The sequence below is a fragment of the Pseudoalteromonas sp. JSTW genome (assembly GCF_013423925.1).
Lineage (GTDB): Bacteria > Pseudomonadota > Gammaproteobacteria > Enterobacterales > Alteromonadaceae > Pseudoalteromonas > Pseudoalteromonas lipolytica.
The window spans coordinates 1,250,320-1,262,409 of sequence record NZ_CP058972.1; the positions used below are offsets into that span (position 1 = coordinate 1,250,320).

Consider the following 12,090-nt stretch of genomic DNA (forward strand, 5'->3'; position numbering starts at 1 on the left):
AATAGACCACTTAATTAAGCACAATGGTATTAAAAGCGTTTTGCATAAGAAAGAGAAATAAAATCAAGTCCAGGGTTTGGGCTTTTGAATCCCGCATTAGAGTAATGTAAATAGCGTAATGCTAACGAACGGTTATCACCTAAATCAGCAACCAAGCCTAACCTGTCTTCAAACTGGTAGTGAGTGCTAACATTTTTTCCTGCAAAGTGGGTGTCATCTAAAATTGAGACGCCTATACCAAACTCAACTGACACCGGTATACCTTTAACATTGAACACGGGGTATTGAATCACGGGTGACATTGCTAACACTACGTTAGTTTGATGATTGTTTTCTTTACCGTATTGCCAAATGTTAAAACTCGATTCGAAGTATAAACGGCCGTACTTGAGTGGTAATTTCTCGCTCGGGATATGATATTGGTAGGCTAATTTAATGCCTTTCACGTCGCCTTCACCTTGAATATAATCAATTGCATAACCATGATTTGAAGCTGCATAAAGCGGGCCTGCGACCAAAGCCGTTGCGCAAAGTATGAGGGTTTTTAATTGATGCATTTTTTTCATATCGGTACTTCTCTTTGTGACTGTGAGAATGTAGATAAGGGCAGGGGGGAGCCGTTTTCAATGTGCGAAAATACACAGACGCTGTGCAGGCTCGTGGTTTTAGAAGTAATTATATGAAAATGCTAATAAAAACTGATTGGTGTCATTTTGGCATTAAAAAGGTGTCGTATTGGTTCTTTTTCTTTGGGGTAGTAATCGGTATATTAGCGAAAATTTTTTGATCCAGAAGCACACACAATGACCAGATTAGTTAATTCATTCTTGCTAATTGCAACACTCTTTACGGCCAGTGTAAGCGCCAGTAATGTGAGTTCGCCAAAGCAGTTATTAGAATCAGTAACAGCTGATTTATTTGTTGATATCGCCAATGTGAATGCCAAAGGTGATGCAAGCCCTGAAGCAATGAGCAGTATTGTAGAGCAACGTTTACTGCCACACATGGATATTAAATTTGTATCTTACAAACTGCTAGGTAAGCATATTAAAGGTTTACGCCGCGAACAGGCTGTTGAGTTTATTGCTGCTGTTGAGCATTATTTAACGGTGACTTATGCGGGTGCGCTTATGAAGTACACCGGCCAAAAAGTTATTTTCGATCAATCTCAGTTGGTCGATGGTGATTATGCAACAGTGAAAACGCAAATTGTTGACGATAATGCCCCAGCCATTGATTTACACTTTAAGTTGCGTCAAGGCAAAGACAAGCAATGGAAAGTTTACGATATCGTTGCTGAAGGTATTTCGCTCTTAAGTGCAAAGCAAAAAGAAGTATTGCAACGCATTAGCCAAGTAGGCATCGACCAAGTAACACACGAATTAGCCAGTAAATAAGTTTATATAGTCTCCAACCAAGCAGTGTGTTCCGTGTGTGTGCCACTGCTTTTCTATTTTCTTTAAAAATCACCTACTTTGCGCTAGCACCTCGTACCCTCTGTGGTAGAATCAAGCTACTTTTCTTATTAACCTAAGTATCTGTCAAGATACTCGTTTTTTGGTCGCAATATTAAGCTCAGTGTCAGTTATATTTTGTTATAACTGAGTGCTTAATAAGACCTCGAATAATGTGCAGCGGAGTTGTGTTTTTTTAATGGAAAATGTACTGATTTGGCCGAAGGAATACCCGTTACTGATCAAAGGATTAGCTGAGCAAAACGGGGCTTATATTTTAGATGCTTTAGAAGCTTGGCCTGCATGTCGTTCAACAAATGAAGATGACGGTGTGTGCACGACGGTTCTGCCACCTATTTATTACCTTACTTGGTTAACACCGCTTGAGCCTTTTGAAGAGTGCTACTTTCAGCATATTTCTGAGTTTGATGAATCTGCGCAGCACTATATAAATGCAATGAAAACGCATTTTCTAGACAACGATTACACCCCAGAAAGCCTTGTACTTATGCTCTGCCAGCGTCTTGAAAAATACGCCAGTGCATTTGCGCAATCAGCGGTTAAAACACCGATTACACTTATTCACCAGCTATTCAATCGTCGCTATTTTACGGTGATTGAGCATGTGCTGAATCAAGGTGCAAAAATGTCAGCACAAGACGTGCTTGAGCTGTGGACTGAAGTGGATTTTAGAGACCGTCTTAGTAGCTTTATCCCTGAAACGGTTGCTGACCTGGAACATTTAACCAGCCTTGCAGCAGATAAAGTCGCGCAAGGGGAAGACTACTTTACGTTATTGAAGTTGGTCTCGCCAGACGTTGATTCTGTCGCGTTACTTGAGCAAGCGCTGTTAGCGCATTTAAGTCATGAAAGTGCAAAGCAAACAATGGCAAAGCGCTTTATTGAGCAAGGGGCAACAGGCACACTTGCTGACGAAAACGGTAAAACTGCGTTTATGTGGGCGATAGAAAAAGGCTACGTAAATGTTGTTGAAACGATACTCGAACATCAAGATAAAACGCGACAAGATAACAAAGGTAATACCGCATTACATTATGCCGTGTTTGCCCAAAGTGAACCTTTGTTAGTGTTTTTGTTAAAATCGGGGTTTGATTTTCGTGTCCGTAATAACGAAGGTTTAAGTTGTTATCGCTTAGCCGTCAGTATAAAAGCAGATAACTTGATAAAATGCCTAGAGCGCGATTTTGGGATTAAAGAACTTTCACCAGAAGGGCAGTTCGAACGTGTGAAAAAAGTGCATTTGCTGCATGCCATCGTCACTTTGCTTTTCCCTGTGCAGTTGTTCTTCTTTTTTGATGATAGCATTGCTATAAAAAGTGAATTAACGCTGAGCTTTACCTTGCTTGCCATCATGTGCTTTTTCTTTGCAACGAGCTTAAAGCGTTGCGCGCTTTACCCACATTTACGCCACCCTTGGGGACTCTTTCTACTGCGTATGTTTTCGTTGTTTAGTTTGATCGCACAAGTTGGTTTGGCAAGCATTGTGGCATTAGCGACACTTTCAGAGCTTGTTTAATACCATTAATTCGTAATAATACTTAATCATTTTGAGGGTTTAACCTGTCGCTATCTGCGTTAAAAATTGCTGATTTACGACTGCATGGATGCAGGAGGTAGAGCAATGCAGGAGCCATTGCCGAGAACAACTAAATAACGATTTTTTTGCTTTGTTATCAGCGACGATTTAGCCTCAACACTGCTCATTTAATTAACCGAATTGAATTGGGATAAGTACAGAAGTGTGGAGTTTCCGCTTTTATTTCAATAAAAAAACGGCAACCTTGGTTGCCGTTTTTGCTATTTTTTAGACTCGCTTTCGTGGGCGGCTTTTTCTTCTGCTAATTCTTCTTTGAGCTTACGAATTTTCAATCCTAACTCTTGCCCTCTATGGCGTGCATAATAAGTGCAACCAATAAACATGAGGCTTGCAAAGGTTAACTCAAGTAACACCCAAATAAGCTGATCTTGGGCTACCCAAAGCAAGGTAAAGCCATGTATAAAATAGAACATGACAATAAAGTTAGCCCATGCGTAGGTGTAGGGCTTGTCTTGAATAATTCCTTTTAATGGCAATAGCAATGGCACAATATAAACAACAAATATAAATGCGTTGCTGTGGCCTTCTCGTGGTGCAATTAAAAACAACCAAATTGGCATTAAAATTAATAAACCAATGTAACCAATTAATGCAAAACGTTGAAAACGCTTTGTAATCGGCTTTTTGGCTACAGGGTAGTTTAACTCAGACTCTGAGCTCATTGTAATTTACTCGCAATCAGTGCCAGACGTTTTCCAACACTCTGACAAATTTTTATTTCGTCTTTACTTAGAATATTGCTGTTATTACTACCCGCGACATGTGTTGCGCCATAAGGCGTACCCCCTGTTTCGGTGCCAAGCAGTTCAGGTACGTCATAGGGAACACCAAGCAACATCATACCGTGATGTAACAGTGGTAATGATAAATTAAGCAGTGTGGCTTCGTTTCCGCCATGCATACTACTTGATGACGAGAAGACACAAGCAGGTTTATCAATCAGCTGGCCTTTAAGCCATAAATCGCTGGTTGTTTCCCAAAAGCTTTTTGCTTGTGAGGCCATCATACCAAAGCGTGTAGGAGTGCCAAACGCAAGGCCATCACAGTTAATCAAATCCTCTTTACTGACCACGATGTCGTGCGGTTGACGTTGTACAAACGTACGCAATAAGGCGTTTGCCCCTTGCTGCTCAATGGCATCGCAAATCTCATGGGCCATGGCTTCTAAAGAACCATGGCTTGAGTGGTATAAAACAACAATATTGGTTGTCATTAAAGCACGCTTAATACGTTTTCAGGTGGACGACCTAGGGCTGCTTTGTTGTTATTTACAACAATTGGACGCTCAATTAATTTAGGATTAGCAACCATTGCAGCACGCAGTTTGCTTTCATCTTGCTCGTTCTTTAAATCAAGTTCTTTATAGATATCTTCTTTGGTGCGCATTAATTCTCGCGCAGAAGAAAAACCAAGCTGGTCTACAAGCGTTGCGATTTGCGCTTCATCTAGTGGTGTTTTTAAGTATTCAACCACGGTAGGTTGTACGTTATTGCTTTCGAGTAGGGCAAGTGTCTCACGTGACTTTGAACAACGTGGGTTATGATAAATAGTAACAGACATGGTGTGTTCTCTAAATTTATGAATTTGGTTTATTTTAGGGCAAGCGTGGCGAGACTTAAAGTCTCGCTAGTTCTTTTTGCAGTTGACGATATTGTGTTAGAAGTGCTTTTAAGCGTTGTTGCTTAACGAGCTCTTCAGGCTCAACAAAATTAAGCGCTTTTTGAATTTCGTCAGCGGCTTTTAAATAGGCTCCATACTGGGCAAGTACATCGGCATTTGCTTCATGATATGACGCCATATTTTCTTGTTTTTTATAAACAGAGGCAATTAATTGCTTCCCTAAGTTATGTTCTGGCTTTGCTAATAAAAACGATTTTAAAATACGCTCAGCGAGTTCGTATTGTTCCGCTTCAATTGCTGCATTTGCGTAGTTTAGGGTAATTACTTGATTGTTTGGCCTATCAACATCCAGTTTTGCTAAATACGTCACAGCCTCAGCGGCTTTGCCTTGCGCAATAAGTAAATCAGTGTGGGTGTCGATATAAAATAGGTTTTTAGGGTCTTCCTTCAGTAAAGGCTCAAGAATATTGGCTGCTTCATCCAGCTTTTTTTGATCTAACAAACTAATGCCTAATCCGTATTTCAGTGCGGTGTTGTGTACGGTATTTTCACGCATTAACTTACGAAATAAGTCTTCAGCAGCTTTTGATTTCTGGTAATAGCGAGCAATAACTCGGCTTTTTGCTAAATTGAACTCGAGGCTGTCTTCGAAATGTTTTTTTGGATATTGCTCGGCACGTAGGCGAACATCAGACACCCTGCTTTCAGGTAATGGGTGAGTTAACAAAAACGCCGGTGGCTTATACTTGTAACGAATTTGTGCAGCCAGTTTAGTTAAAAATTCACTCGATTGGCGCGGATCGAAGCCTGCATTATTGAGTGTTTGCATACCAATACGGTCAGCCTCTTGTTCTGCAGCTCGGCTGTGTGTTAGTTGGCTAAATGCCGCTTGTGTTTGGTTAGCTGAAATAATAGCAATACCGGCATCGGGAGCAACGACGGTTGCTAAAATACCAGCAATCATACCGGCAATGGTTAAAGCATTATTGTCTTGTTGTTGTTGAATACGACGCGCTAAGTGGCGTTGTGTTACGTGTGCAATCTCGTGACCTAGTACTGAGGCAAATTGACTTTCATTATCGGCTTGTGCAATGAGACCCGTGTGTACACCAACATGACCACCGTAAAAAGCAAACGCATTTATTTCGGGGTTGTCGATCCAAAAAAATGAAAAGGGGAAACGCACATCATTGGCATTGGCCACCAATCGACGGCCTAAAGTGGTGAGGTATTCATCAAGTACCGGATCAGATACGACAGGGGATGAGCCGCGAATTTGCATCATCATAACTTCGCCGATTGCTTGCTCTTTTTCAATCGGCAATGCTTGCAGTGCTGAGGTACCTAAATCTGGAAGCTTAAAATTTGTTTGTGCCTTCAACGGCTCACTATGCAGTATCGAAAACGTTAATAATGCACTGCATAGTGTAATAAAGGCTGATTTTATTCGCATTTTATTCCTTGTTGATTTGTTCACCTAGCATGACTTTGGCTATATCAATTTCGTCGCTGCATGCACGGCTATCTTTTTCGCACAATTGATAGAAATCTTTTATTGTGACTCCATCTAGCTTAACAACGTTCAACTCCCGTTGTAAAAAAGTTATGATTTTATGCACAACTTTATGAGCATGAAGGATCAGTGCTTTATCTGCTTTATCGCCTCGTTCAAAGTAAAATGCAATAAATTTATGTAGCTGATTGATACGAATCAGATTTTTCATAGTATGTGGATCCCACACACGAAACTCCATAAAGCGATTATCTTTAATATACTGATCGACCGTGACATCTTTTGCATAAGGATAAGCCCACAGCTCGAACCCTCGGTCCGTGAAGCTTTGGTGTAAAGCAAGGCGCGGCTTATTATTACACACTATTTCGCCTAATTCTGTTTCGTGTCCATCAAGTATATCAAGATTCCAATTTCGCGGGTCGATAAGCCGCTTTACTGCATTGTCAAAACCATGGTCTAAAATACCTTCCGATTCGCTGACCGAAGATGCCACCATGTGATAAAATGGAGGCAATTCCCCCCAATTTATTTGTTTTTTAAACCAATTAATCTCTTTAAGAGTTGGATTCGCTGGTAATTGCGCTTTATTATGCGAGCCAGGCATCGTGTTTCCTTTACTATCCGGTATCCGATAAGGATAAACTATTGCTTTGCGTGTTTTAAGAAAAAAATGACTTATTACTCATTATAAAGACTTATTTTTTAATGAGTGCTGTGATCTAATACTTATTATTCATATAAATTACGTAGTTGATTCGTTATGTTGATGTGTGATTTGCGGCCATTAAAATGCCCGCAACAGTTTATTCAGTTTAAATTAGGGTTAAATAAGGCAGTATCTGCCAATCAATCAGTTACTTTTACATTTAATGCTGCTGAGTCGAGTGAGGATATGCAGCGATTTTTAGAAAAGCATCATTACCATTTTAAAATTGACCTAAAATTAGGTGTACTCATTGTGGAGCCAATTCGTGTTTGAATATGTAAAAGCTTGGTACGAAAATAAATTTTCCGACCCCCATTCGGTCACCTTATTGTTGCTTCTAATTGCAACGGTGGCGCTGTTTTACTTTTTTGGCTCTCTTATTGTGCCGGTGCTGGTTGCACTGGTCATTGCATATTTACTTGATTGGCCTGTTGTTCATTTAGAAAAGTTAGGTATGAAGCGCTTTACGGCCTCTATTTTAGTGATGCTGTTATTTAGCGGTTTGATGATCATGATTTTAATTGGGATGGGGCCTGTACTTTGGCAGCAAACCAGTAATTTAGTGCAAGAAACCCCCTACATGATAGAGAAAGGGAAAGCACTGCTGCTACATTTACCTGAAGATTACCCCAGTTTAATTACCTCTGAACAAGTTAAGTCGATAGTCAGTAGCGTTGAAGCAAAAGTGATTGAATTTGGTCAACTTGCGCTGTCGGTTTCGTTAACGTCGTTAAAAGATGTTGCTGCTTGGCTTATTTATCTGATTTTGGTGCCACTGTTAGTTTTCTTTATGCTTAAAGACAAGCAAGAATTAACACAAAGTGCTGAACGATTAATTCCAAAACAACGCCGCCTTATTATCCAAGTATGGCAAGAGATGAATCAGCAAATCATGAATTACATTCGTGGCAAGGTGTTTGAAATTTTAATTGTCGGTACTGCTTCATTTATTGCATTTGCGGTGCTTGATTTACGTTATGCAGCATTACTTGGCGTTTTAGTGGGCTTATCGGTGCTTATTCCATTTGTAGGCGCTGCTTTGGTGACGATTCCGGTTGCGGCTGTTGCGCTATTCCAATTTGGTTTAGAGACCCAGTTTTGGACAATCCTTATTATTTATGGGGTTATTCAGGCGCTTGATGGCAATGTGTTAGTTCCGCTGTTATTTTCGGAAGCTGTTGATCTGAATCCTGTATTTATAATCGTTGCGGTTTTATTTTTTGGTGGCTTATGGGGATTCTGGGGCGTGTTTTTTGCGATACCGCTGGCATCGCTTGTTAAAGCACTAATTAATGCCTGGTCATCGAAGCAGGTCGACCTTACTCCTAGCTAGCTTAGTATTAAAAGCTATATAAAACGCACTTTACTGACTAATTGATTATTATAATTTACACGTGAAAAATGTAAAATATGTTATAAGATATATCTTTTAGTAATATGGTGCGTTTTTCATGGCAAATTTTTTTCTTCCAGACGATGCTAATCAGCAGATTTATTTAGATGCAAACGCAACGACACCGGTACTTCCACAAATTGCAGATGTAGTGTCTCATACTATGCAAGTCTGTTTTGGTAACCCATCGAGTTCACACATCACAGGTATTCAAGCAAAATATCTATTAGAACAAACACGAAGCAAAGCACGTGATGTGATTGGGGCGTCTGATGGCGACATATTGTTTACCTCGGGAGCAACCGAAGGTATTCAGACTGCTGTTGTATCGACATTAATAGCGGCAAAAAATCATCAAATTGAAAATCCAGTGTTGCTTTATGGCGCCACAGAGCACAAAGCGGTTCCAAATACACTAAAGCACTGGAACAATGTGCTGGATATTAATGCGCAAGTGTTGGCTATTCCGGTTGATAAATACGGCATTTTAGATCATGAGTTCATCCGCAAGCATGCTGCAAATGCTCTGATGATCTGCACTATGGCAGTCAATAATGAAACGGGTGTGTTTCAAGACTTAGCGGCTATCGAGCAAGTGATCCGCAGTGAAAACACGCGCGTCGCTTGGATGGTCGATTGTGTTCAAGCTTTAGGTAAAACCCGTTTGGCTTTAAGCCAAACCACAATAGACTATGCGCCTTTTTCTGGCCATAAACTGTATGCACCCAAAGGCATTGGGGTGCTATATATTCGTAAAGGCAGTGCATACACTCCGTTTATTGCCGGTGGTGGTCAAGAAAGCGGCATGCGCTCTGGCACAGAAAACTTACCGGGTATTGCTGGCCTGAACGAGTTGTTTTCGTTATTGCTTGATAAAGATAATCACACCTTTAAACCACTAGAGCAGTTACATGCTTTTCGCAAGCAGCTGCATGAAGCACTGATTGATACGTTTGGCAGTATTACGTTTAATCATGAATTTGAGTATTCAGTGCCAACGACATTAAATTTTGCTGTGAACGAATTAACCAGCAAAGAGGTGATGGACTTATTTGATGCTGCGGGTATTCGTGTTAGTGGTGGATCTGCGTGTAGCTCTGGTGCGAATCGCAGCTTTGTACTTGATGCAATGGGCGCATCTGATTGGCAGAGTGAAAATGCAATTCGGATGTCATTTGGTCCAGCGGTAACCGAGCAAGAAATTAATTATGCCTGCGATAAGATCCGCTCGCTTAAACCTATTCTTGAAGCAAATTGCTTGGTGGTTTCGGACAGCACTTCACCTCAACAAGAGGTCTGTGCAATTGGTTTGACTCAATTACGTCATCAAGCGGCGTGTTGTTGGTTATACGTTGATAGCAATAAGCACGCAGTTGTGATTGATCCAATTATTGAGCTGATACCGCGAATGGCTAAAATTGTCGCAACACAAGGTTTGTTAGTTAAAGCTATTTTAGACACACACAAACATCAAGAACGCTTATCTGCTCGCTGTTTACTTGCTAAAGAATTAGCAGAGCAGTACGTAGGCAATGAAACAGACGAATTAGGCTGGCCTGTTAATGATGAAACAATAGCACTTAATACCGCTCGTTTACGTAAAGTCGCGACACCGGGTCACAGCCAAGACAGTGTGAGCTATTTACTCGAAAATAGCCTTACAAATGATGTTAGCTATTGCTTCTGCGGTGATTTAATTCTTCCTGGTGGGTTAGGTAACACAGTAATTAGTGGCAGTGATACGGCACAAATGGTGCAATCATTAAAATCTCTCGCTACGCTAATTGATGATACTACGCTGATTTGCTCGGGACATGATTACCAGCAATGCTTTGCGATGGATTGGCATGCACAAAAAGCGACGACTCCTTTATTAGCGACGTTGCTTAATGGGCAGTTAAGTGAGGCTGAATTTATTGAATTAAAGCAGCAAGCCGATCAACAAAAGCAGCACACAAGTCACCCATTGTGTGGTTACGTTGATGTGCTTGAAAGCACGCCAATGAAACAGCTTACATCAACGGATGCCAAAGCTATGTTAGGCGATCAAGCAACCTATTTGATTGATACCCGTGAACCTTACGAACATGGTGTGGCTAATCTTGCTGAGGTATTTAATGTTGAGAACGCGAAAGTTATCAATATTCCATTGAGCCGTATGGCAAATGCGATAGTGCAAGGACAACTCGATAAAGCGAAAAATTATATTTTAGTGTGCCGCAGCGGTAATCGCTCAAAGCAGGCTGCAAATAATTTATCGCAATTAGGGTTTGAACATGTTTATAACTTGAATGGCGGACTCGCACTGATCAATTCCAATCAGCAATAATACTTAATTTTTGAGGGATTAAATCTGTCGCGACCTGCGTTAAAAATGCCTGATTTACGACTGCATGGATGCAGAGCAATGCAGAAGCAATTGCCGAGAACATCTAAATAACGACATTTTTGCCTTGTTATCAACGCGGTTTTATTGCCTCAAAATAGGCCACTTAATTAAGCGAATTGGTATTAGCGCGACACAGCACCATTGAGTTATAAAAAACAAAGCCGCTATTTATAGCGGCTTTTGTATAGTTGATGTGTTTTATCAGGAGGTGCTGTTAGGCCCTGAGCTTTCACGTATCACCAACGAAGGGGTGAATGTGGTAATAATGTCTTTATCTTGATTGCGCGCACCACGTGTTTTTCTGAATAACAGGCGCGCTGCATGTTGTGAAATTACATCATTAGCCTGATGCGCGGTTGTTAGTTTAGGCCATGTTTGGCGCGAGAATGGTGAATCCTCGAACCCGGTGATTGATAATTGCTCTGGAATTTCAATTCCCATTAGTCGAGACGCGAACAACGCACCGGCTGCCATTTCATCGTTTCCGCCTAAAAGCGCAGTAATTTTCAGTGGGTTGTTCTCACCAAGTAACACTTTGGCTCCTTCAACGCCTGATTCAAATGAATATTGGCCTTCATAAACCAGTGCATTGTTGAGCGCGATGTTGTGATCTTTTAGCGCAGCTTGATAGCCTTCTAAGCGCTCAGTGGTTGACTTATGCTCTTTGTCGCCGCATAAAAAGCCAATGTTTTTATGACCAAGCGATAATAAATGAGCAGTAATTTCATACGCAGCTGCATAATCGTTCACATAAATACACGTATCTTGGTCTTCGTCTGTAGGGCGGCCAGATAATACACGCACATAGTGGATACCCATTTCATCGAGCATATCAATAATACTATTTTGCTCGGATAGTGGGGGAGTGAGTACTAAACCAGCTAAACGAGAGCGTTTTATCATGGTCTTAAAATCTGCTTCCATATTGCTGTCTGTGTAGCTACATGGGTGGATTACAAGTTCATAGCCCTCTTCTTTACAACGAGATAAAACCCCATTTTGCATATCGATAACGTAATAGGCATTCGGGTTGTCATACACTAAGCCGACAGTGAAAGAAGATGTACCCGCAAGATTTCGAGCTGCAAGATTAGGTTGGTAGTTAAGCGTATTAACAGCGTCCATCACGATGTCATACGTTTTTTTTCTGACCGATGGCTCTTTATTGATCACTCGCGAAACGGTTTTCATAGAAACACCCGCAAGTTTAGCTACATCATTTATGGTTACTTTCATACGGTTACTTTATAGTTCGTTATAATTGTATTATAATATTACTCGAAAGATGTGCTCCTGCACGCTTTTCTTACTTAAGTACATTAATATTTAATATAAGTTGTTTAGTGTATCTAATGTTCTACCAAATTAGCAGTAAAATAATTGAGATAATTTTT

11 protein-coding genes are annotated in these 12,090 nt (G+C 40.7%); 4 read left to right on the top strand and 7 right to left on the bottom strand.

Features of this window, described 5'->3' with window-relative positions; genetic code table 11:
- Window positions 1–29: 29 nt before the first annotated feature.
- Entirely contained in the window at window positions 30–566 is a 537-nt protein-coding gene (locus GZH31_RS05780) for an acyloxyacyl hydrolase (RefSeq protein WP_065979777.1), read from the bottom strand.
- Between the two features lie 237 nt (window positions 567–803).
- Here GZH31_RS05780 and GZH31_RS05785 point away from each other — a divergent pair, with 237 nt between their 5' ends.
- Together GZH31_RS05785 and GZH31_RS05790 are read left to right on the top strand one after the other, a co-directional pair.
- Window positions 804–1,397: a phospholipid-binding protein MlaC gene (locus tag GZH31_RS05785; protein WP_036969635.1), complete on the top strand. Its 594-nt coding sequence runs from the start codon at window positions 804–806 to the stop codon at window positions 1,395–1,397.
- 256 nt (window positions 1,398–1,653) lie between these two features.
- On the top strand, window positions 1,654–2,991 hold the full coding sequence (locus GZH31_RS05790) for an ankyrin repeat domain-containing protein (protein WP_180311469.1): 1,338 nt from the start codon (window positions 1,654–1,656) through the stop codon (window positions 2,989–2,991).
- Window positions 2,992–3,272: 281 nt separating this feature from the next.
- Here GZH31_RS05790 and GZH31_RS05795 read toward each other — a convergent pair whose 3' ends face one another.
- Genes GZH31_RS05795 through GZH31_RS05815 form a run of 5 tightly spaced genes read right to left on the bottom strand, consistent with a single transcriptional unit; the run spans window position 3,273 to window position 6,812 of the window.
- On the bottom strand, window positions 3,273–3,734 hold the full coding sequence (locus GZH31_RS05795; protein WP_180311470.1) for a DUF2069 domain-containing protein: 462 nt from the start codon (window positions 3,732–3,734) through the stop codon (window positions 3,273–3,275).
- Window positions 3,731–4,285, bottom strand: coding sequence for an NAD(P)H:quinone oxidoreductase (gene wrbA / locus GZH31_RS05800; RefSeq protein WP_180311471.1), 555 nt, complete (start codon window positions 4,283–4,285; stop codon window positions 3,731–3,733). The genes GZH31_RS05795 and wrbA overlap by 4 nt, the downstream gene beginning before the upstream one ends.
- Window positions 4,285–4,632: an arsenate reductase (glutaredoxin) gene (gene arsC / locus GZH31_RS05805; protein WP_074988597.1), complete on the bottom strand. Its 348-nt coding sequence runs from the start codon at window positions 4,630–4,632 to the stop codon at window positions 4,285–4,287. The genes wrbA and arsC overlap by 1 nt, the downstream gene beginning before the upstream one ends.
- Window positions 4,633–4,687: 55 nt before the next feature.
- Entirely contained in the window at window positions 4,688–6,145 is a 1,458-nt protein-coding gene (locus GZH31_RS05810) for a M48 family metalloprotease (RefSeq protein ID WP_036969619.1), read from the bottom strand.
- 1 nt (window position 6,146) lies between these two features.
- On the bottom strand, window positions 6,147–6,812 hold the full coding sequence (locus tag GZH31_RS05815; protein WP_036969618.1) for a hypothetical protein: 666 nt from the start codon (window positions 6,810–6,812) through the stop codon (window positions 6,147–6,149).
- Between the two features lie 367 nt (window positions 6,813–7,179).
- Between GZH31_RS05815 and GZH31_RS05820 the strand changes: the two genes are divergently transcribed.
- Window positions 7,180–8,247: an AI-2E family transporter gene (locus GZH31_RS05820; RefSeq protein ID WP_036969615.1), complete on the top strand. Its 1,068-nt coding sequence runs from the start codon at window positions 7,180–7,182 to the stop codon at window positions 8,245–8,247.
- 118 nt (window positions 8,248–8,365) lie between these two features.
- Window positions 8,366–10,636 carry an aminotransferase class V-fold PLP-dependent enzyme gene (locus tag GZH31_RS05825; protein WP_036969612.1) on the top strand — a complete coding sequence of 757 codons (2,271 nt, stop codon included), beginning with the start codon at window positions 8,366–8,368 and terminating at the stop codon, window positions 10,634–10,636.
- A 261-nt stretch (window positions 10,637–10,897) separates the two neighbouring features.
- Here GZH31_RS05825 and GZH31_RS05830 read toward each other — a convergent pair whose 3' ends face one another.
- Window positions 10,898–11,932: a LacI family DNA-binding transcriptional regulator gene (locus tag GZH31_RS05830; RefSeq protein WP_180311472.1), complete on the bottom strand. Its 1,035-nt coding sequence runs from the start codon at window positions 11,930–11,932 to the stop codon at window positions 10,898–10,900.
- Between the last annotated feature and the right edge of the window lie 158 nt (window positions 11,933–12,090).